Origin of the sequence: Kitasatospora setae KM-6054, from assembly GCF_000269985.1 — a bacterium.
Classification (GTDB): Bacteria; Actinomycetota; Actinomycetes; order Streptomycetales; family Streptomycetaceae; genus Kitasatospora; species Kitasatospora setae.
Window position 1 is genome coordinate 7,987,982 of record NC_016109.1, and the last position, 21,008, is coordinate 8,008,989.

Consider the following 21,008-nt stretch of genomic DNA (forward strand, 5'->3'; position numbering starts at 1 on the left):
GTGGACCGACGGTCCGTACGCTGTGCCTTACACCTGACCAGGGACAACCCGATCGTCGACGACCACCGGGTGCACGGGGTGCGCACCCTGCCCGGAGTGACGTTCCTCGACATCGTCCAACGGCTGCTCGCGGCGCACGACTTCCCGCTGGAGCGGACCGGCCTGAGCGACGTGCTGTTCGTCGAGCCCGTGGTGACCACCGAGGACTTCGACCGGGAGCTGACCGTCGTGGCCGAACCCGACGGCGACGTCCACCGGGTCACCGCGACCAGCCGCCGCACCCACCACGGCCGCCCGGTCGACGACACGGTGACCACCCACCTGCACGCGACCCTGCGCACCGACCTGCCGCCGCTCACCGGCACGCCCGCCCCGGCCCCGACCGGCGCCGCCCGCGACGTCGCCGAGGTGTACGCGACCGGGCGCTCGGCGGGCATCGAGCACCGGGCGTTCATGCGGGTCACCGGCACCCTGCGGGTCGCGGCCGACCGGGTCAGGTCCGAGATCGCGCTCGGCGAGGAGGCCCGTGCCACGGCCGGGGACTTCCTGCTCCACCCCGCCCTGCTCGACGGCTCCACCATGCAGGCGTACGCGCTGGCCTTCGCGGGGGAGGACGCCGACGGGCGCCCGCTGATCCCGCTGCACATCGGCGGGTTCCGGGCGGTCCGCCCGCTCGGCGAGACCTGCACGGTGGACCTGCGGTTCACCCGGGTGGCGGCCGGCGCCGACGTGGTGAAGGCCGACATCGACCTGTACGACGGCTCGGGGGCGCCCGCCGCCCGGTTCACCGGCCTCACCTTCAAGCGGATCCGCTCCACGGCGTCGATCACCCGGCTCACCGCGGCGGCCGAGCGGTCGGCCCCCGTCGCGCCGGAAGCCCCGGCGACGGCCGGGTCCGGGGCCGGGGCCGGGGCCGGGTCCGAGGCCGGGGCCGGGTCCGGGGCCGGGCTGGGCGACCTCCGGGCGGAGGTCGTCGAGCTGGTCCGCCAGGCCGTCGGGGACCCCTCCCTGGCGGTCGACGGCGATCTCGGCTTCTACGACCTCGGGCTGGACTCGTCCCACCTGCTCTCGCTGGTCCGCGCCTTCGAGGCGCGGTGGGACATCGCGCTGTACCCGACCCTGCTGTTCGAGTACCCCACGGTCGACGCGGTCGCCGCCCACCTGTTCGGCCTGCTGCCCGCCGACCGGCGCGCCCCGGCCGCCCCCGCGGCGGACGGTCCGGAGCCCGCCGCCCCCGCCCGCACGCACTGCCTGACCGGCGTCTGGCAGCCGGCGCCCCGCCGGGCCGCGCCGGAACCGGGACCGCTGCTGGTGATCGGCGACCTCCGGGCGCACCCCGGGCAGGTCACCGTCCGGCGCGGCGCGGCCTTCCGCCGGCTCGGGCCCGACGCGTACGAGCTCCGCGCCGACGAGGCCGGCGACCTCCGGCGGCTGCTGGCCGAGCTCGGCACCCCGCCGGAGCGGGTGCTGCACCTGGCCGCGCCCGCCGACGACCTCCCGGAGGCCGTCGAGGCGGCCTGCCGCGAACTGCTCGCCCTGGTGCAGGCGCTCGCGCCGCGCCCGGTGTCCGTGGTGCACGCCGGGCCGGGGCCGGTCGCGGCCGCGGTGGCGGGGCTGGCCCGCACCGTCCGCCTGGAGCGGCCCGGGCTCGCCGTGACCGCCGTCGAGTGCGACGGCGACGCCGACCCGCGGGCGCTGCTCGCGGAGACCGGCGACGGGGCCGAGACCTGGGTGCGGCACTCCCGGGGGCGCCGCGAGGTGCGCCGCTACCTCGACGCGCGGTTCGACGGCGGGCAGCGGATCCGCCCCGGCGGCGTCTACCTGGTCACCGGCGGCGCGGGCGGCATCGGCCGGGAACTCGCCGCGCTGCTGGCCGAGCGGGGAGCCACGGCCGTGCTGGCCGGGCGGACGCCTCCGGCGGCGCCGGTCGCCGGCCGGTTCGTCCGCGCCGACGTGACGGTGCCCGCCGACGTGACGGCCCTGGTCGCCGACGTCATCGACCGGCACGGCCGGCTGGACGGCGTCGTGCACGCGGCGGGGGTCCTGCGGGACGCCATGCTGCCCGGGAAGTCCGCCGCGGACCTCGCCGCGGTGCTGGCGCCCAAGGTGCGCGGCACGGTGCTGCTCCACCGGGCGACCCGCCACCTCGGCCTCGACTTCTTCGCGCTGTTCTCCTCGGTGACGGGCGTCGCCGGGAACGTCGGGCAGGCGGACTACGCCGCGGCCGGCGCCTTCCAGGACGCCTACGCCCGCGAGCACGGCCTGCTCTCCTTCGACTGGCCGCTGTGGGCCGAGGGAGGGATGCGCACCGACGACGCGGCGCGTGCGCTGTTCCGCCGGCAGGGGCAGGTCCCGCTGCCGACCGCGGAGGGCCTGGCCGTGTTCGAGCGGGCGCTGTCGCTCACCGGCGCGGAGGTCGTGGTGCTGCACGGCGACCCCGGGCGCGCCCGCGAGGCGCTGGCCCTGTCCCTCGCCGACCCCGCCGCCGGCACCCCAGCGGGCACCCCCGTCGACGCGCCCGCCGACACCGCCGCGGTGACCGGGCCGGCCCCGGTCGAGGAGGCCGCTCCCGACCGGACCGGGGACATCGCGGTGATCGGCGTCGCCGGCCGCTACCCCAAGGCCGAGGACCTCGACCAGTTCTGGACCAACCTGCGGACCGGACGCGACTGCGTCACCGAGATCCCCGCGGACCGCTGGGGGACGGACGGCTTCTACCAGCCGCAGCGAGCCGCCGGCCGCTCGACCAGCAAGTGGGGCGGCTTCCTCGACGGCATCGACGAGTTCGACCCCGGCTTCTTCCGGATCACGCCGCGCGAGGCCGAGGGCATGGACCCGCAGGAGCGGCTGTTCCTGCAGACCTCCTGGCACGCCCTGGAGGACGCCGGCCTCACCCGCGCGGACGTCGCCGGGCGCCCGGTGGGCGTCTTCGCCGGGGTGATGTTCACCCAGTACCAGATGCTCGGCCTGGGCGCCGAGGAGCGGCTGCCGGTGCTGCCGACGTCCTTCGCCTCGGCCGTCGCCAACCGGGTCTCCTACTTCCTCGACCTGCGCGGGCCCAGCCTCGCGCTCGACACCATGTGCTCGTCGTCGCTCACCGCGCTGCACCTGGCGTGCGAGAGCCTGCGCTCCGGGGAGTGCGAGGTGGCGCTCGCCGGCGGCGTGAACGCGATCGTCCACCCCTACAAGTACCTGCACCTGAGCCAGGTCGGCTTCGTCTCCTCCGACGGACGCTGCCGGGCCTTCGGCGAGGGCGGGGACGGCTACGTGCCCGGCGAGGGCGTCGGCGTCGTCGTGCTCAAGCCGCTGGCCCGGGCGCTGGAGGACGGCGACCGCGTCCTCGGCGTGATCAAGGGCAGTGCCGTCAACCACGGCGGGCGGGCGGGCGGCTTCTTCGTGCCCAACCCGGCCGCCCAGGCCGAGGTGGTGCGCCGGGCGCTCGCGCGGGCGGACGTGGACCCGGCGTCGATCGGCTACGTCGAGGCGCACGGCACCGGGACCTCGCTCGGCGACCCGATCGAGATCTCCGCCCTGGACCAGGTGTTCGGCGGGACGACGACCCGGATCGGGTCGGTGAAGTCGTCGATCGGCCACCTGGAGTCCGCGGCCGGGATCGCCGGCCTGACCAAGATCCTCCTCCAGCTGCGCCACCGCACCCTCGCCCCCTCCCTGCACGCCGACCCGGTGAACCCCGCCGTCGACTGGGACACCGTCGGGCTGGACGTGCAGCGCCGGGCCGAGCCGTGGCCGGCCGGGGTCGGCACCCCGCGCCGGGCCGGACTGAGCGCGTTCGGCGCGGGCGGGTCCAACGCCCACGTCGTCGTCGAGGAGTTCCCGGAGCCGCCCGGACCGGACACCGGGCTGTGCGGGCCGCAGGCCGTCCTGCTCTCCGCCCGCACCGAGGAGGCGCTGCGCGAACTGGCGCACCGCTACACCGACCTGCCGGCCGCCGACCGGATCGCCGAGGTGGCGGAACCGGCCGGACTGGCGGGCGCCGACCCGGACACCGCACTCGACGAGCTCGGCCTGGACGCGGAGGACCTGCGCCGCCTGGCGCTGACCCTCGCCGAACGCTTCCCCGGCCGCCCCCCGCACGTCGACGCGCGCTCGACGCTCGCCGACCTCGCCGCGGCCGTGCCGGCCGGCCCCGGCGTCCCGCTGGCGGACCTCGCCTACACCACGCAGACCGGGCGGGAGGCCATGGCCGAACGGCTCGCCGTGGTCGTCTCCGGGCCGGACGAACTGCGCTCCGCCCTCCGGGCCTACCTGGACGGCGCCGCGCCGGCCGGCTGCTACCGCGGCACCGCCGCCGGACCGGTCGGCGCCACCGCCCCGGACTCCCTCGACCCGCACGAACTGGCCCGGGCCTGGGTGGCCGGCGCCGCCCCCGACTGGCGGGCGCTGCACCGGGACCGCAAGCCGCGCAAGGTGCGGCTCCCCGGCTACCCCTTCGCGCGGGTCCGCTGCTGGGTCGGCAACGCCCCGGCGGCCCCGGTTCCGTCCGCCCCGGCTCCGGCGGCGCTCCCGGTCCAGGCACCCGTCGAGGTCGCCGCGGACGTCCCGGCGGACCTCCCGATGGACCTCCCGGTCTGGGAGCCGTGCGCCGCCCCCGCCGGCCGGCGGGCCCCCGACGGCCCCGTCGTGGTGCTGCACGCCCCCTCCCGGGCGGGCCTGGCGGCCGAGCTGGCGGAGCGCCACCCCGACGCCCTGCTCGTCGGGCTGGGCGACCCGGTGGCGGTCGTACCGCGCCTGGTCTACGTCCTGACCGGTACGACGGAGGCCGCCCCCGACGAGGTGGAGCGGGTCGCCCGGGCCGAGGCGTCCGGCGTCCGGGCCCTGGCCCGGTACGCGCGGGAGTGGTCCCGGATCCCGGAACTCGACTGGGTCGTCGTCACCGTCGGTGCCGCCGCCGCCCCCGGACGCGGTGTCACCGACCCGTACGCCGCCGGGGTCGTGGGCTTCGCCCGGGTGCTGGAGAACGAGCACCGCGGCTGGTCGGTCGCGACCGTCGACCTCGACCCGGCCCACCCGTCCGCGGCCCTGGTGGCACCGGCCCCCCGGGGCACCCGCCTCGCCTGCACCGGCACGGTCCGCCACACCCAGGTGCTGCGCCCCGCGCCGGCGGGCGGCGGAGCCGTCCCGCTGCGCCGCGGCGGCCGGTACCTGGTCGTCGGCGGCGCGCGGGGGATCGGCCTGGCGCTCGCCCGCCGGCTCGTCGCCGAGCAGGACGCGCGGGTCGTCCTCGTCGGCCGCGGCGAAGGGCCGGCCGACGGGCTCGGCGAGGGCATCCGCTACGTCCGGGCCGACGCGACCGACGTCCGCCGGATGACCGCCCTCCTCCGCGAGGAGGGGCCGGTGCACGGCGTCCTGCACGCCGCCCTGGTCCGCCGCGACCGGCTGACCCACCACCTCTCGGACACCGACCTGACCGAGAGCCTGGCCGCCAAGTCCGGCGTCGCGGCCGCCCTGGTCGACGCCCTGCGCGGACGGCACCTCGACTTCCTGGTGCTCTTCTCGTCCGCGCAGTCCTTCCTGGGCGATCCCGGCCTGGCCAACTACGCGGCCGGATCGACCTTCCTGGACGCCTACGCCCACGCCCTCGACGCCCGCCTGCCCTACCCGGTGCGCGCCGTCGACTGGGGCTACTGGGGCACCGTCGGAGCGGTGGCCGACGACCCCCACCGCGACCGGCTGACCGCCGCCGGCTTCACCTCCATCGAGCCCGGGAGCGGCTTCGCCGCGCTCGCCCGGGCCCTCGGACAGCCGAACCCCCAGGTCGTCGTGGTACCCGGCAGCGCAGCCCTGCGCGACCGGATGGGAGCAGCGAGAACGGAGACGACGCGGATGGTGCCCACCGGCCGCCCACTGACCGCCGGAGACCGACTGCTGGTGGACGACTTCCACGCCCTCGACCGCCGCATGGCGACGATCGCGGGCAGCGCCCTGCTCGCCGTCCTCGACGACCTCGGCGCGTGGCACGGCTCCGACCCGGACGCCGACGAGGTCGCCCGCCGGGTGGGGGTCGTCCCCCGCTACGACCGGCTGCTGCGCACCCTGCTGGCCATGATCACCGAGGAGGGCCTGGTCGAGCTGCGCGCCGGGCGCCACCGGCCGGTGCCCGGCGCCCTGGCCGCGGCCAGGGCCGACGGACACCTGCGGCAGCTGGAGGACCTCGCCGCCGCGCACCCCGAGCACGCGGTGTTCGTCAGGCTGCTCGCGCACTGCCTGGCGCACTACGGCGAACTGCTGCGCGGCGAACTCCTCGCCACCGAGCTGCTGTTCCCCTCCTCCGGCACCTCGCTGATGGAGGGCGTCTACCGGGGCAACCCGATCAGCGACCTCTACAACGACCTGCTGACGGACCGCCTGATGGCGCACGTCGAGCGGCGGGTGGCCGAGCTGCCGGCCGACGGGACGGTCCGCGTCCTGGAGGTCGGCTCGGGCACCGGCGGCACCTCGGCCGGCCTGCTCCGCGCCCTGGACCCGTACGGCGACCGGGTCGAGTACTGGTACACCGACCTGTCCGTCACCTTCCTCGCGCACGGTCGGCGCGAGTTCGGCGGGCGCCACCCGTTCACCCGGTTCAAGCGCCTCGACCTGGACAGCGACCCGGTCGGCCAGGGCTTCCCCGCGGGCCGCTTCGACCTGGTGGTCGGCGCGAACGTCCTGCACGCCACCTCCGACCTCGGCCGGGCCGTCCGCCACCTGCGCACCGTGCTGCGCACCGGGGGCGAACTGCTGCTCAACGAACTGACCACGGTCACCCTCTGCGGGACCGTCACCTACGGCCTGTTCGACGGCTGGTGGACGCACCACGACACCGCGCTGCGCCTGCCCGGCTCGCCACTGCTGGACGTGCCCGGCTGGACGGCGCTGCTCACCGGGGCCGGCTACGGCCCGGTGGCCGCGCTGCCCGGCCCCGCGGAGACCCGCCGCAACTTCCAGCACGTCGTCGTCGCCACGGCCGCGCCCGGAACCACGCCGGCCGGCGCCGCCCCGGCGGCGGGCGGCACCCTCGCCGCCCCGGCCGGGGACGATCCCGCCGCCGCGTTCACCGACGAGCTGCTGGCGCTCACCTCGGACGCCTCGGGCATCCCGCGCGACGAGCTGGACCTCGACCGGGCGATCGGGGACTACGGCTTCGACTCCGTCAGCTACAGCCTGCTCGCCACCCGGCTGAACGACGGGTTCGACTTCGACGTGACCCCCGCGCTGTTCTACGAGACGGCCACCCTGCGCGCCCTGGCCGAGCGCCTGGTCCGCGACCACGGGGACCGGCTGCGCACCCGGTACGCCGCGCCGGCCGTGACCGCCCCGCCGGCCGTGACCGCCGCGGCCGAACGGCGACCGGAGCCGGCCGCCCGCGCCGCCCGCCCCGCCCGCCCGGATCCGGTCGCCGTCGTCGGACTGTCCGCGCGGATGCCCGGCAGCCGGGACCTGGACGACTTCTGGCGCCACCTCGCGGCCGGCGACGACCTCATCGGCGAGGTGCCGGCCGACCGCTGGGACTGGCGCACCCTCCCGGAGGGCGTGCACGCCCGGCACGGCGGGTTCGTCCACGACGTCGACATGTTCGATCCGCTGTTCTTCGGCATCTCGCCGCACGAGGCCGCCGGGATGGACCCGCAACAGCGACTCGTGCTGCAGGGGGTGTGGACGGCGCTGGAGGACGCCGGCCTGGCACCCGGCGCGCTCGCCGGAACCGACGTCGGCCTGTTCATCGGCGCCGGGTCGAACGACTACGACGAGATCCGCCGGTCGGCCGGCCACCCGGTCGACGCCCACGCCGCCACCGCCACCACCCACTCCATCCTGGTCAACCGCGTCTCCTACCTGCTCGACCTCCACGGGCCGAGCGAACCGGTCAACACCGGCTGCTCCAGCTCCCTGGTCGCGATCCACCGGGCCGCCGAGGCGATCCGGTCGGGGGAGTGCGAGATCGCGGTGGCCGGCGGCATCAACCTCGTCCTGACGCCGCACAACCACGAACTGCTCAGCAGCACCGGCATGCTCAGCCCCACCGGCCGGTGCCGCTCCTTCGACGCGGAGGCCGACGGCTTCGTCCGCAGCGAGGGCTTCGGCCTGGTCGTGCTGACCGGCGCCGACCGGGCGCGCCGGCACACCGTCCGCGCCTGGCTGCGCGGCAGCGCCGTCAACCACGGCGGCCGGGCCCGCTCGCTGACCGCGCCCAACCCGGCCGCCCAGGCGGCGATGATCGTCCAGGCGTACGAGCGCGCGGACGTCGACCCGACCACGGTCGGCTACCTGGAGACCCACGGCACCGGCACCGAACTCGGCGACCCGGTCGAGATCAACGGCCTGCGGACGGCCTTCGACGAACTGCGCCGCCGCCGGGGCCTGCCCGAACCGGCCGAGCCGTACTGCGCGGTCGGCGCGGTGAAGGCCAACGTCGGCCACCTGGAGTCCGCCGCCGGGGTCGCCGGGGTGATCAAGACGCTGCTGGCGATGGAGCACGGCGTGCTGCCGCCGGTGGCCGGCCTCACCGCGCCCAACCCGCACCTGCGGTTCGACGGGAGCCCGTTCCACCTGGTGCGGTCGGCGACCGCCTGGCCGCGCCCGGCCGGCCACCCGCGCCGCGCGGGCGTCAGCTCCTTCGGCTACGGCGGGGTCAACGCCCACGTCGTGCTGGAGGAGGCCCAGCCGGGCCCGGCACCGCTGCGTCCGGCCGGCCCCTGGGTCTTCCCGCTGTCGGCCCGCACCCCGCAGGCACTGCGCCGCTACGCCGCCGCCCTGCGCGACGGCCTGGACCGGATCGCCGACCTGGCGGACGCGGCCCACACGCTCCAGCACGGCCGCGACGCGATGGCCGAGCGGCTGGCCGTCACCGCCGCCGACCGCCGGACCCTCGCCGCCGCGCTCGCCGCCGCCGCCGAGGGAGCGGACCACCCCGCGCTGGCCCGGCCCGGTGGCACGGCCCCGGCCGACCGCTGGGTCACCGGGGAACCGGTGGAGTGGCCGGGCGGCGGCGTCCTGGTGGCGCTGCCCACCTATCCGTTCGAGCGCCGGCGCTGCTGGGTCGGCGACCACGAGCCGTCCGCCGACGCGCTCGCGCCCGGGACCACCGCCCCCACACCGGCGGAGGCCGTCCCGGCGACCGCGACCGCGACCGGGCCCGCCGGGCCCGCCCCGGCGTCGGGAGCCGGCGCGGCCGACGACGCCCGGCAGGCCGCCGTGGCGGACGAACTGCTCGCACTCGTCCAGGAGGTGGCCGGGGTCCTGCCCGGCGAGCTCGCCGCGGACGAGCAGCTCAGCCGCTACGGCTTCGACTCGATCATGTACACCAGGCTCAGCCACCGGGTGAACACCCGGTGGGACCTCGACGTGACCCCGGCGTCCTTCTACGGGGTCTCCACCGTCGACGACCTGGTGGCCAAGATCCTCCGTGACCACGGCCGGGCCATCCTCGCGCAGGATCCCGCGGTGGTCGCGGCCGCCGCCGCGACCTCGCCACTGGCGGCGCCGGTGGCCGCGTTCACGGCCGCGCCGGTCGCGGTGCCGGTTGCCGCCCCGGTCGCGGTGCCGGTCGCCGCCCCGGCTGCCCCGGCTGCCCCGGCCGCGCCGGCCGCGCCGGTCGCGGCCGGCCTCGACGGTGTCGCGATCGTCGGCATGGCCGGGGTGCTGCCGGACTCCGACGACCTGGACGAGTTCTGGGAGCACCTGGCGGCGGGCGACGACCTCGTCCGCGAGATCCCGCCGGACCGCTGGGACTGGCGCAGCATCGACGGCGAGCCCGAGCCGGGCGAGTTCCGCACCAACGTCCGGTGGGGCGGGTTCATGCGCCGGGTCGACCTGTTCGACGCGCGGTTCTTCGGCATATCGCCGACCGAGGCCGTCGCGATGGACCCGCAGCACCGGCTCGTCCTGGAGGCCACCTGGAGCGCGATCGAGAACGCGGGCATCCGGCCGTCCGCGTTGTCCGGCACGGACACCGGTGTCTTCATCGGAAGCAGCACCTACGACTACTTCGAGTTGCAGCACGCCCTCGGCGTCCCGCTCGACGGCTACAACTCGGCCGGCCGGGCCCACGCGATCCTCTCCAACCGGGTGTCCTACCTGCTGAACCTCCGCGGCCCCAGCGAGCCCGTCGACACCGCCTGCTCGTCCTCGCTGCTCGCCGTCCACAAGGCGGCCGAGGCGATCCGGCAGGGCGAGTGCGAGGTCGCGCTGGCCGGCGGTGTGAACGTCATCGCCTCGCCGACCCTGTTCGTCGACATGAGCCTGGGCGAGATGCTGAGCCCGGACGGCCGCTGCCGCACCTTCGACGCGCGGGCCAACGGCATCGCCCGGGCCGAGGGCGTCGGCATGGTGGTGCTCAAGCGCCTCGACGCGGCGGTGCGCGACGGCGACGTCATCCACGGCGTCCTGCGCGGCAGCGCGGTCAACCACGGCGGCCGCACCAACTCGCTCACCGCGCCCAACCCGGACGCGCAGGCCGCCTGCGTGGTCGCGGCCCACCGCCGCGCCGGAGTGGACCCCCGGACGGTCACCTACGTCGAGACGCACGGCACCGGCACCGAACTCGGCGACCCGATCGAGGTCGAGGGCCTGAAGACGGCCTTCACCCGGCTGTACGCCGACCACGGTGCCCAGTGGACCGTGCCGCACGTCGCGCTCGGGTCGGCGAAGCCCAGCACCGGCCACCTGGAGGCGGCCGCGGGCGTCACCGGCCTGATCAAGGCGCTGCTCTCGATGCGCCACCGGGAGATCCCGGGCAACGTGCACCTCGAGACCCTCAACCCGCACCTGCGGCTGGAGAACAGCCCGCTGCGGGTGGTGCGCGAGCGCGAGCCCTGGCTGCCGGTGCGCACCGCCGACGGGGCCGAAGCCCCGCTGCGCGCCGGGGTGAGCGCCTTCGGGCTGGGCGGGGTCAACGTCCACGCGGTGGTCGAGGAGTACCGCGAGGAACCGGTCGCCGGGCCCGCCGGCGACCAGCTGTTCGTCCTGTCGGCCCGGGACGGGCAGCGGCTGCGCGACTACGCCGGGAACCTCGCCCGCTGGGCCGCCCGCCACCAGGACGTGGACCCGGCGGCGCTCGCCCACACCCTGCAGACCGGGCGGGAGGAGTACGCCGAGCGCCTCGCCGTCGTCGCCGACTCGCCGTCCTCGCTCGCGGCGCTCCTGGAGACCTGGCTGGCCGACGGCACCGAGCAGCGGGTGTTCACCGGAAGCGGCCGGGACGCCACCACCTCGCTCCTGCTGGAGGGGGCGGAGGGGCTCCACTACCTGCGGGCCGTCCTGGACGCCGGCCGGTTGGACAAGGTGGCCCGGCTCTGGGTCGGCGGCGCCCCGATCGACTGGACGCAGCTGTGGCGCGGGGCGGCGCCCCGGCGGGTGCCCGCGCCGACCTACCCGTTCGCCCGGGAGAGCTACTGGCTCACTCCCGGCGACCGGTTCGACCGGGTGCAGGCCACCGAATCGGGGCTGATCCCGGCCGAGGGCGTCACCGGCTCCGAGCCCGCGCCGGTCGAGCCCGCGCCGGTCGAGCCTGCACCGGTCGAGTCCGCGCCGGTCGAGCCCGTCGCGGTTCCGGAGACGGCGGCCGCGCCCGCAGCCGCGCCTGTTCCGGTACCTGTGCCGGTAGCCGTTCCGGAGCCGGTGGCGTCCGTGCCCGCCGTGCCCGCTGCGGTCCCGCCCGCTGGGCCCGCTGCGGTCCCGCCGGTCGGGGCGGCAGCGGCTGACGGGGACCCGGAGGCCGCCGTGCGCGAGCACGTGCGCGCCCTGCTGGCCGCCCACCTGGGGATGCGGGTCGAGCGGCTCACCGCGGACCTGGCGCTGTCCGAGGCGGGGGTGGATTCGCTGGGCCTGCGCCGGCTGAGCCGGCGCCTGAGCGCCGACTACGGCGTGAACGTCCCGACCCGGGTCTTCTCCGTGCGGCAGACCGTCAGGTCGGCGGCGCAGGCGGTGTTCGAGACCTACGGGCCGCTGCCCGCGTCGCAGCAGCCCGCACCGGCAGCGGCACCCGTGACCGCACCGCCGTCCACACCCGCGCCCGCGCCCGCATCCGCACCGGCACCCGTGACCGGACCGCCGTCGGACGGCATCGCCGCGCTGCTGGCCGGCCTGCGCGACGGCAGCCTCGGCGTCGATTCCGCGCTGGCCGCACTGAAGGAAGGGGCGGGCCGATGAGCACCGCACTGCGCGAACTGCTGGAGGCGATCGCCGCCGGCGAGGTGTCCGAGGACGTCGCGGGCCCGCTGCTGCGCAGCCTGGTCGAGGCCGCCCCGGCCGCGCCCGCACCGTCCCCGGCCCCGGCCCCGGCCGCTGCCCCCGCGCCGACGCCGACGCCCTACGACCCGAACCCCTACCCGCTCACCCGCGGCCAGGCCGCGCTGTGGGCCATCCACGAGAGCCGGCCGGACGCCACCTCCTACAACCTCCCGCTCGGCCTCTGGCTCGGCGACCAGGTCGATCCGGACCGGCTCGCCGAGGCGCTGATCGCCGCGGTGGAACGCAACCCGGACCTGCGCATCGCCGTCCGGCTGGACGCCACCGGCCCGGTGCAGGTGATCACCGACCGCCCGGTCGAGGTGCCCCGGCTGGACCTCGGGCACGTGACCGACGGCGAGTTCACGGCCCGGATCGACTCCCTCGTCCGGCAGCCGTTCGACCTGGAGCACGACCCGCTGCACCGCTCCTGGCTGATCACCACGCCGGGCGGCGGGGCCCTGCTGCTGCTCGTGTTCCACCACCTGATCACCGACGGCGTCTCCAGCCACCTCCTGCTGCGCGACATCGTCGCCTGCTACGACGGGCTGACCTCCGGCCGGGGGCTCCCGCCGGTCGAACCGGCCACGCCGTACTCCGAGTTCGTGCGGTGGCAGCGGGAGATGCTGGCCGGCCCGCAGGCCGAGGAGCACCGGCGCTGGTGGCTCGACCGGCTGGGCGGCGCCTCGACCGCGCCCGTGCTCCAGGCGATCGCCGACCGCCGCCGGGCCGGCACCGCCTCGCACACCAGCGGGGCGATGGTGCAGCTCCGGCTGCCGGAGGCCACCTGGAGCGCCGTCCGGAACACCGCCCGCAGGGCCGGGGTGACCACCTTCGGCGTGGTCTTCGGGGCGTTCGCCGCGCTGTTGCAGCGGCACTCCGGCCACCGTGACATCAGCGTGATGGTGCCGACCGACGGCCGGCCCGAGTACCGCTTCGACCGCACCGTCGGCTACCTGATCAACCCGGTCGTCCTGCGGGTGGACTGCGACCCGCGGCTGAGCTTCGCCGAGCTGGCGAACGCCGTCCAGGACGAGATGGTCCGGGCCGAGGACTACGGCGGCTACCCGTTCGCCGCGGTCGTCGACGACCTGCGCCGCGGCCCGGACCCCGACGCGGAGTTCGGCATCGGCTTCTACCTCCAGCAGGGCGTCGGCGGGGACCAGGACATGGCCGCCGGCCAGACCGTCTTCCGGGACGCCCTCGACCTCACCCAGGAGAGCGAGAACGACCTCGTGGTCGAGGTGGTCGTCCGCGACACCGAGGCCCTGCTGTACGTCAAGTACGACACCGAGCTGTTCGACCGCCCCACCGTCGAGCGGCTGGCCGAGCACTACCGGCTGCTGCTCGAAGCCGTCACGGCCGACCCGGACCGGCGCACCGCCGACCTCGACCTGGGCACGCCCGAGGAGCGGGGCACCCTGGCGCGGGTCAACGCCACCGCCGCCGGGCGGCCGCGCGACGTCAGCACGGCCCAGCTGGTGCTCGCCCGGGCCGGACGCCACCCGGAGCGCACCGCCGTGGTGGACGCCGAGGGCGCGCTGACCTACGCCGAGCTCGCGGGCCGGGTGCGGGCCCTCACCGGGGTCCTGCGCGCCCGCGGGGTGCGACCGGGCGACCTGGTCGGCGTCCTGACGGACCGCCGCGCCGCGCTGATCGTCGCGCTGCTCGCCGTCCAGGCGGCCGGGGCCGCGTACGTCCCGCTGGACCCGGACTTCCCGGCCGCCAGGCTCGCCCACATCGGCTCCGACGCGGGGCCGGCCGCCGTCCTGCTCGAACCGGGCCTGGCCGACCGGCTGCCCGCGGACGTCCCGGGGGAGCGGATCCCCGTCGACGGCCCGGGCACCGCGGCGCCGGCCGAACCGGTCGCCCGCCGCGACGCCGACCTCGCCTACGTGCTCTACACCTCCGGGTCGACCGGGCAGCCCAAGGGCGTCGAGGTCACCCACGGCAATCTGGTCAACCTGCTGACCGCGATGGCCGACCGGCCGGGCTGCGCCGAGGACGACGTGCTGCTCGCCGTCACCACCGCCGGCTTCGACATCGCCGGACTCGAGCTGCTGCTGCCGCTCACCCGAGGCGCCACCGTGCACCTCGCGCCCGCGGAGACCCTCCGGGACGGGCTGGCGCTGGCGGAGTTGCTGGACCGCTCGGGAGCGACGCTCGTCCAGGCCACCCCGGCCACCTGGCAGATGCTGCTGCACGCCGGCTGGACCGGGCGGGTGCGGCGGATCCTGTGCGGCGGGGAGCCGCTGACCGCCGGACTCGCCGCCCAACTGTTCGACCGCTGCGACGAGTTGTGGAACATGTACGGTCCGACCGAGACGACCGTCTGGTCCTCCGCGCTGCGGGTGCGGCGCAACCGGCCGGTCACCGTCGGCACCCCGATCGCCAACACCACCTTCCGGGTGGCCGGTCCGGACGGCGCCCCGGTGCCGTTCGGCGCGGTCGGGGAGCTGCTGATCGGCGGGGAGGGCGTCGCCCGGGGCTACCGCAACCGGCCCGAGCTGACCGCCGAGCGGTTCCCGCGCGACCCGGCGAGCGGCGAGCGGCTCTACCGGACCGGGGACCTGGCGCGCTGGTCGGCCACCGGGGAGCTGCTGCTGCTCGGCCGGGCCGACCGGCAGGTGAAGCTGCGCGGCCACCGCATCGAGCTCGGCGAGGTCGAGTCCGCCGTCCGGCGCCACCTCGGGACCGGGGACGTCCGGGTGGTCGTGCGCGAGGACCTGCCGGGCACCCCGCAGCTGGTCGCGTTCGTGACCGCCGCCCCAGAGGTCGCGGCCGAGGCAGTCCGGCGGGCCGACGAGCTGCTGCCCGGGTACATGGTCCCGGCCCGGACGGTCGCGCTGGCCCGGTTCCCGATGACCCCCAACGCGAAGGTCGACGCCGGCCCGCTGGCGGACCTCCCGCACGCCGAGCTGCTGAGCCGGTTCGGGCACCCGCAGGAGCGGAGCGCCCCGGCGGCCCCGGCCCCGGCCCCGGCGGCCCCGCCTGGGGCCCGGCCGCCCGCGCGGGCCGCGGACCGGCCGGCCGGCGACCTGCTGGCCCGGCTGCGCGAAGCCACCGCGGGCGTCGCGGGGCGGCCCGCCGAGGAGGTCCCGGTCGATCGGCCGCTGGGCGAGGTCGGCTTCGACTCCGTCGGTTTCACCCGGCTGGCCGTGGCCCTGCGGGAGCGGCTCGGCGTCGTCGTGCGGCCCACCGTCTTCTACTCCCACCCGGACCTCGCCTCGCTGGCGGCCCACCTGGCCGCGACCCGTCCCGAGCTGGCCGCCCCGGCCGCCCCGGCCGCCGCGACCGCCCCGGCCGCCGCGACCACCACCGCGACCACCACCGCGACCCCGGTCGCCGGCCCGGCCGCGGCCGCCGGTGCGCCCGCGGCCGCCGTGGGCTACCCGCCGGTCGCGATCATCGGGATCGGCGGCCGACTGCCGTCCTCGGCGAGCCTGGAGGAGTTCTGGGGCCACCTCGCGGCCGGCCGCGACCTGACCCGCCCGTACCCGCTGGAGCGCGGCTTCTCCGCCCGGCTGTTCCCGGAGGGCCACCGCGGCTCCTTCGTCGACGACGTGGACGCGTTCGACCCGTCGCTGTTCCGCATCTCGCCCCGCGAGGCGGCCCAGATGGACCCGCAGCACCGGCTGCTGCTGCACGCCGCGCACGAGGCCCTGCTGGACTCCGGGCAGCTGCCCGCCGAGCTGGCCGGCAGCCGCACCGGCGTCTTCGTCGGGCTCAGCGGCGCGGACTACCTCAGCCTGCTCGGCCCGGGCTCCCCGGAGATGGGCGACCACTTCCTGATCGGCAACGTCGCCTCGATCGCGGCCAACCGGATCTCGTACGTCTACGACCTGAGCGGTCCGAGCGCGGTGTTCGACACCGCCTGCTCCAGCTCGCTGGTCGCGGTCCACCGGGCGGCCCGCGCGCTGCAGTACGGAGACTGCGAACTGGCCCTGGCCGGCGGGGCGAACCTGCTGCTGGCACCGCACGGCTTCGCCGGGCTGCGCCGCGCCGGGATGCTCAGCCCCGACGGCCGCTGCAAGACCTTCGACGAGCGGGCGGACGGCTACGGGCGCGGCGAGGGCGTGGTCCTGCTGGCGCTCAAACTGCTCGACCGCGCGCTCGCGGACGGGGACCCGGTGCACGCCGTCCTGATCGGTTCGGCGGAGAACCACGGCGGGCACACCCACTCGCTGACGGTGCCCAACCCGCAGGCGCAGCGCGAGGTCGTGCTGGCCGCGCACCGCGCCGCCGGGATCCCGCCGGACACCGTCGGCTACATCGAGGCGCACGGCACCGGGACGCCGCTCGGCGACCCGATCGAGGTCGACGCGCTCAAGGAGGCGTTCACCCGGCTCTACGACGACTGGGGGATCCCGGTCGTCCCGGGCCGGACCGGGGTCGGGTCGGTCAAGACCAACATCGGCCACCTGGAGGCCGCGGCGGGGGTCGCGGGCATCGTGAAGGTCGTGCTGGCGATGCGGCACCGCACGCTCCCCGGCCTGGTCGACCTCCGGACGCCCAACCCGATGCTCGACTTCGCGGACAGTCCGCTGCGGATCCAGTCCGCGGCGCAGGCGTGGGAGACGCCCGACGGCGCACCGGCCCGGGCCGGCGTCAGCTCGTTCGGCATGGGAGGCAGCAACGTGCACGTGGTCATCGAAGAGGCGGGGGAACGTTGATGGGTGGCACGACCGAGGACCGGGCCGCTCGGCTGATCGTGCTGTCGGCCGACGGCCGCGAGCAGCTCGACCGCTACCGGGCCGACCTGGCGACCTGGCTGGAAGCCCACCCGGCCGCCTCCCTGGACCGGATCGCCCACACCCTGGCGACCGGCCGCGAGCAGCTGCGGGAGCGGCTCGCCGTGGTCGTCACCGGGGTCGCCGACCTGGCCGCCCGGCTGCGGGACGGCGAGGGCGTCCGCACGGGGACGGCCGCGCCCGGCGCCGCCGACACCCCGGTGACCGTCGACGACCCGGTCGCGGCGGCCCTGCGCTGGACCGCGGGCGGCACGCTGCGGTGGCCCCGCCCGGCCGGCCGCCGGCCGGCCCGGCTCTCGCTGCCGCAGCCGCCCCGGGCGACCCGCGGCTTCTGGATCGACCCGCCCGCGGCACTGGCCGGGGCCGCCCCCGAACGGCCGCTGACCGGTGGCGAGTCCTACGAGCGGCTGCTGACCGGTGGCGAGTTCTACCTGCGCGACCACGCCTTGGGCGAGGTCCGGATCCTGCCCGCCGTCGCGGCGCTGGAGTTCGCGGTGGCGGCCGCCGCCGAGCGCGGGCACGGCCGGGCCACCGGCATCGCGAACGTGCTCTGGGCCCGCCCCGTCCTGGTCCGGGACGAGCCGGTGCGGGTGCGCCTGCACCTCGAACCGGCCGCCGCCGACGGCGGGGTCGCCTACGAGCTGCGGCGGTCCGACGGCACGGCCGACGGCGAACTCTGCTCGACCGGCACCCTGCGCTTCGACGCGGCCGCCCCGGCGCCCCGGCTCGACCTGGCCGCCGTCCGCGCCCGCCTGCCCAGGACCTCCACCGCCGAGGAGTGCTACGCGGTGTTCACCGCACTCGGCGGCGGCTACGGGCCGAGCCTGCGGGGCCTGGAGTCGGTGCGGCACGCCCCGGGCGAGGCGCTGGCCAGGGTGGCCGTCCCGGCGGCCGCCGACGAGCCGTTCGACCGCTTCACCCTGCACCCGTCGCTGCTCGACGCCATGCTCCAGACCTGCCTGTGGACCGACCGGGACCCGTCGGCCCGCCGGGCGCGCGAGCTGCCCTTCGCCCTGGGCGGCGTCGACGTCTTCGGGCCGCTGCCCGAGCGGGGCCACGTGCACGCGGTGGCGACCCCGGCGGGCCACGACGTGGTGCTCGCCGACGACGACGGCCTGGTGTCCGTGCGGCTGCGCGCGGTGGTCACCCGGGCCCTGGACGGCGCCGCGCCGGACGGCCCGGCCGCCCACCTGCTCGTCCAGCGCTGGCAGGACGCGCCCGCCGCGCCCGCCGCGCCCGCCGCGCCCGCCGCGCCCGCCGCGGCCGACGGCGCCCGGCCGGCCCGGGTGCGGCTGCTCGGCGAGGGCGACCTGCCCGGCGCCGAGCGGACCACCGAGGACGCCGCCCTGGCGGACCACGGCGAACCGGGCGACGGCGAACTGCTCGTCGTCCGCACCACCGAGGGCGACCCGCTGCCCGGACTGCTGCGGCTGTTCCGTTCCTGGGCGGCCCGGCCGGCCGGGCACCCGGTCCGGGTCCTGCAGGTCCTGCGGCCGACCGGCGGCGCCGACGACGCGCGGGTGCACGCCCTGGACGGCTTCGCCCGCGCGCTCGCCAACGAGCACCCGGAGTTCCGGGTCGCGGCCGTCGAGGCGGACGACCTCGCCGCCGCGGTCGCGGCCGAGGCCGGCGCCGCGCACGAGTTCCGCGTCCGGTACGCCGCCGGGCGCCGGCAGGTGCTCCGCTGGGAGCCGGTCGCCCCGGCCGCCGCCCCGCTCGCCCCGCGCGGCACCGTGCTGGTGACCGGCGGCGCGGGGGCCCTGGGCCGCCGCCTCCTCGCCCACCTGGGCACCGGCGCCCGCTACGTGCTGACCGGCCGCTCGGCGGAGGCCGACCTCTCCGCCCTGCGCGCCGCCGGACTCGACGTCCACTACCTGCGGGCCGACCTGGGCGCCCCCGGCGCGGCCGCCGAGCTCGTCGGGCGGGTGCACGCCGACTTCGGCCCGCTCCACGGGGTGCTGCACCTCGCCGGGACCACCCGGGACGCGCTGCTGGTGCGCAAGTCCGACGAGCAGTTCGCGGACGTGCTCGGGCCCAAGGTCGAGGGCACCCTCGCCCTCGACCGGGCCACCGCGGGCGACCCGTTGGAGTTCTTCGTCTGCTTCTCCTCGGTGTCCGGCGCCGCCGGCAGCCCCGGCCAGACCGACTACGCCTACGCCAACCGCTTCCTGGACGCCTTCACGGCCTGGCGCCGGGGCAGCACGCGGCCCGGCCGCAGCCTCTCCGTGCTCTGGTCGCTCTGGGCGGACGGCGGGATCCGCGTCGACGCCGACGAGGCCGCCGCGGCCCGGATGGCCCGCCAGGTCGGGCTGGTCGCGATGCCGACCGCCGCCGCCCTGGCCGCCTTCGACCGCGCGCTGGGCCACGACGGGGATCACGTCATGGTCGCCCACGGCCGGCTGGCACGGCTGCGGGAGGTCCTGGACGCGCCGGCCCCGGCCCTGCCGTCCGCGGCGGCTCCCGCGCCTCCTGCGGCTCCCGTGGCTCCTGGGGCCTCCGCCGGGCCTGCCGCCGAGGAGTTCCTGCGCGGCGTGCTGGCCGAGGTGTTCGACTTCCCGCCGGAGGAGATCGACGCGGACACCGCGTTCGAGCACTTCGGCATCGACTCGCTGCTGATCATGGACCTGACCCGGCGGCTGGAGGACCACTTCGGGTCGCTGCCGAAGACCCTGTTCTTCGAGTACCAGAACCTGCGCGCGCTCGCCGGCTGGTTCGCCGGGAGGTACGGCGACCGTTTCGCCCCGCAGGCGGCGCCCGCGCCGCAGGCCGCCCCCGTTCCCGCCGCCGCTGCGCCCGCCGCTCCTGCGCCCGCCGCCGCTGCGCCTGCCGCTCCTGCGCCCGCCGCTGCGCCCGTGGCGGCGTCCGCGCCGCAGGCCGCCCCCGCCGGCCCGATGCCCGTCGCCATCGTGGGCGTGGCCGCGCGGTTCGCCCAGTCGGACACCCCGGAGGAGTTCTGGGCCCACCTGCGGGCGGGCCGGGACCTGGTCACCGAGATCCCCGCCGACCGCTGGGACTGGCGCGACTACGACCAGGCCACCCCCGCCGACCGGGCCGCCCGGTACAGCCGCTGGGGCAGCTTCCTGCGCGGCATCGACCGCTTCGACCCGCTGTTCTTCGGCATCTCGCCCCGCGAGGCCGAGATCATCGACCCCCAGGACCGGCTGTTCCTCCAGGCCGCCTGGCACGCCGTGGAGAACGCCGGCCGCACCCGCGAGGACCTCCGCACCCGCCGGGTCGGCGTCTACGTCGGCGCGATGTACGGGCTGTACCAACTGCACGAGGCCGAGGACGGCCGGATCGGCGCCTCCTCGCACGCGTCGATCGCCAACCGCGTCTCGTACACCCTGGGGCTGACCGGCCCGAGCCTCGGCGTGGACACCATGTGCTCGTCCTCGCTGACGGCCATTCACCTGGCGGTGCGGGACCTGCGCGCCGGCGACACCGAGTTCGCCGTCGCGGGCGGCGTCAACCTCCACGTGCACCCGTACAAGTACCGCTTCCTCGGCCAGGGCGGCTTCACCTCCAGTGACGGCCGGTGCCGCAGCTTCGGCGCCGACGGCGACGGCTACGTGCCCGGTGAGGGGGTGGGCGCCGTGCTGCTGCGCCCGCTCGCGGACGCCGTCCGGGACGGCGACCACATCCACGGCGTCATCCTGGGCTCCAGCGTTAACCACGGCGGCCGGACCAACGGCTTCACCGTGCCCAACCCGGTCATGCAGGGCGGGCTGGTCAGCCAGGCGCTGGCCGAGGCCGGGGTGGACCCCGACTCGCTCGGCTACCTGGAGGCCCACGGCACCGGCACCGCGCTCGGCGACCCGGTGGAGGTCCGCGGCCTCGCCCTGGCCCTGGGCGGCTCCGGCCGGGCGCCGGGCAGCCTGCCGATCGGCTCGGTGAAGTCCAACATCGGGCACCTGGAGTCCGCCTCCGGCATGGCCGGGCTCAGCAAGGTGCTGCTGCAGATGCAGCACGGCGAGCTGGTCCCCTCGCTCCACGCGGACCCGCCGAACCCCAACATCGACTTCGACTCGACCC

At 77.0% G+C, this 21,008-nt stretch carries 3 protein-coding genes (1 of these 3 cut by a window edge); all 3 read left to right on the forward strand.

Annotated features, from left to right (window positions below):
- Tightly spaced (each overlapping or abutting the next), the 3 genes in view from KSE_RS34910 to KSE_RS46085 form a layout consistent with a single transcriptional unit that may run on beyond the window.
- On the forward strand, nucleotides 1-12,147 hold the full coding sequence (locus tag KSE_RS34910) for an SDR family NAD(P)-dependent oxidoreductase (RefSeq protein ID WP_014140107.1): 12,147 nt from the start codon (nucleotides 1-3) through the stop codon (nucleotides 12,145-12,147).
- Nucleotides 12,144-16,898: a non-ribosomal peptide synthetase gene (locus tag KSE_RS34915; RefSeq protein ID WP_014140108.1), complete on the forward strand. Its 4,755-nt coding sequence runs from the start codon at nucleotides 12,144-12,146 to the stop codon at nucleotides 16,896-16,898. Before KSE_RS34910 ends, KSE_RS34915 begins: the two co-directional genes overlap by 4 nt.
- Nucleotides 16,898-21,008, forward strand: the start of a protein-coding gene (locus KSE_RS46085; protein ID WP_014140109.1) for an SDR family NAD(P)-dependent oxidoreductase. Its footprint extends 15,428 nt past the window's final position; the window shows 4,111 of its 19,539 coding nt (coding positions 1-4,111); its start codon is at nucleotides 16,898-16,900; its stop codon lies beyond the right edge, outside the window. Before KSE_RS34915 ends, KSE_RS46085 begins: the two co-directional genes overlap by 1 nt.